Origin of the sequence: Desulfonatronospira sp. MSAO_Bac3 (assembly GCF_003838035.1) — a bacterium.
Taxonomy (GTDB): Bacteria; Desulfobacterota; Desulfovibrionia; order Desulfovibrionales; family Desulfonatronovibrionaceae; genus Desulfonatronospira; species Desulfonatronospira thiodismutans.
In genome coordinates, this window is the sequence record NZ_QYZY01000247.1 from 1 (window position 1) to 1,684 (window position 1,684).

General features: G+C 50.3%; 3 protein-coding genes and 1 pseudogene. All 4 read left to right on the forward strand.

Features of this window, described 5'->3' with window-relative positions:
- A pseudogene (locus D5S03_RS08510) lies at positions 1 to 200 on the forward strand (GNAT family N-acetyltransferase); the annotation flags it as partial.
- 168 nt (positions 201 to 368) lie between these two features.
- A complete protein-coding gene (locus tag D5S03_RS08515) occupies positions 369 to 572 on the forward strand; it encodes a type I restriction-modification system subunit M N-terminal domain-containing protein (protein ID WP_208596449.1) in 204 nt (67 codons plus the stop codon).
- A 12-nt stretch (positions 573 to 584) separates the two neighbouring features.
- Positions 585 to 1,097, forward strand: coding sequence for a virulence RhuM family protein (locus tag D5S03_RS13840; RefSeq protein ID WP_008871803.1), 513 nt, complete (start codon positions 585 to 587; stop codon positions 1,095 to 1,097).
- A gap of 50 nt (positions 1,098 to 1,147) precedes the next feature.
- Positions 1,148 to 1,549 carry a (deoxy)nucleoside triphosphate pyrophosphohydrolase gene (locus D5S03_RS08525; RefSeq protein ID WP_008871804.1) on the forward strand — a complete coding sequence of 134 codons (402 nt, stop codon included), beginning with the start codon at positions 1,148 to 1,150 and terminating at the stop codon, positions 1,547 to 1,549.
- Positions 1,550 to 1,684: the final 135 nt, after the last annotated feature.

Here is a 1,684-nt window from a genome sequence, read left to right on the forward strand (position 1 = left end):
ATGTTGCTGTCACATATGGAGATCCATCCTTTTATTCAAAGGTGGGGTTTCAGTCGCTTTCAGAAAATGTAATTCAGGCTCCGCTAAAGCTTTCAATGCCTTTTGGCTGGCTTGGCCAATCTTTAACGGTAGAGCCGATTCCAACTATTAATGAACGTCCCATGTGCGTTAAGGAATTCAATGCCCCCGTTTATTGGTAAACAAAAGAACATAACAATCACATGCACTCGGACAGCAATAAGCGCCGCTCGTTCCTCGCTCTGCTTTTTGTTGCCGGTGATGTAAAGCGGTTGGACAGCCAAACAATAAGGAGATACTACGTGGCTACCAAGCATAATAACGGTGCCAACCTCGGCTTTGAAAACCAGATGTGGGCCGCAGCTGACAAACTCCGGGGCCATATGGACGCCTCGGAGTACAAATACGTGGTCCTGGGGTTGATTTTCTTGAAGTACATCTCTGATTCCTTTCAGGCCAAATATATCAAACACCCTCGCTTCCCTCCGCGACACCCTCCTTCCCAGACTCATTTCCGGCAAACTGCGTGTCCCGGATGCCGAGAAGTTTGTTGAGGAGTCCGGAGTATGACCAACGAAATAATCCTTTACAGCACCCCGGAAGGCAACAAGAAAGTCGGCGTTTTGTACCATGATGAAAGTTTCTGGATGACGCAGAAAGCAATCGCAGAACTTTTCGACGTTGAAGTCCCGGCTATCAGCAAACACCTTGGCAACATCTACGATTCAGGAGAGTTGGAGCGGGAGGCAACTATTTCCATTTTGGAAACAGTTCGTCGGGAGGGCAACCGCAACGTCAAACGAAAGCTGGAATATTACAACCTCGACGCCATCATTGCCGTGGGGTACAGGGTCAACAGCTATCAGGCCACCCAGTTCCGGGTCTGGGCGACCAAGACACTCAAGGAATTCATTATCAAGGGATATGTGCTGGATGATGAACGACTCAGGCAGGAAAAACATTACGGATCCTGCGCAGATACGGTTATCCTCCCGATAAGCAGGAGAAAGCGACTCAGACCGTCCTGGAACAGGCGGAGGTTCTCTGCCGGCAGTGGGTGGCTGTATGATCTGCATTAAACCTTAAATTCAAAAAAGGATATCCAAGCCGTCAAGACAGTGGAGAATACATGCCCCACATCCACGTAACCTGCGCCATTATTGAGCGAAACGGGCTGGTCCTGGCGGCCAGGCGCAGCGCTTTAATGCAGCTGCCCCTGAAATGGGAATTTCCTGGGGGCAAGATAAGAGCCGGGGAAGATCCAGGAGAATGTCTGAAAAGAGAAATCCGGGAAGAACTGGCTCTAGAGATTGACATTGCGGGTGAATTGTCCCCAGCTACTCATCACTACCCGGACTTCATTGTTACCCTTTATCCTTTCATCTGCAAGGCAAAGACCTCCGGATTCAAGCTTGCAGAACATGCAGAAGCTGCCTGGTTTCCACCGGGCGAGCTTACCGGCCTGGACTGGGCCGAGGCTGATCTGCCGGTCCTTGATGCATACCTTGCAACGCTTGAGAGAAAGAGCTGATGGCCAACAAGCTTGCTTATGGCATTTATGACGCCCTGCTGGATAACCGCCTCCAGAGCATACTGGACCAGTATCCAGAACTGCGAACAGTTCTTGGAAAAATAGATACAGAGGAACAGCCGGCCAGGTATGCGG

What these genes read in the sequence shown, in the direction of transcription:
- D5S03_RS08525 (WP_008871804.1), top strand. Translation starts at nt 1,148, where the DNA reads ATGCCCCACATCCACGTAACCTGCGCCATTATTGAGCGAAACGGGCTG.
- D5S03_RS13840 (WP_008871803.1), top strand. Translation starts at nt 585, where the DNA reads ATGACCAACGAAATAATCCTTTACAGCACCCCGGAAGGCAACAAGAAA.
- D5S03_RS08515 (WP_208596449.1), top strand. Translation starts at nt 369, where the DNA reads ATGTGGGCCGCAGCTGACAAACTCCGGGGCCATATGGACGCCTCGGAG.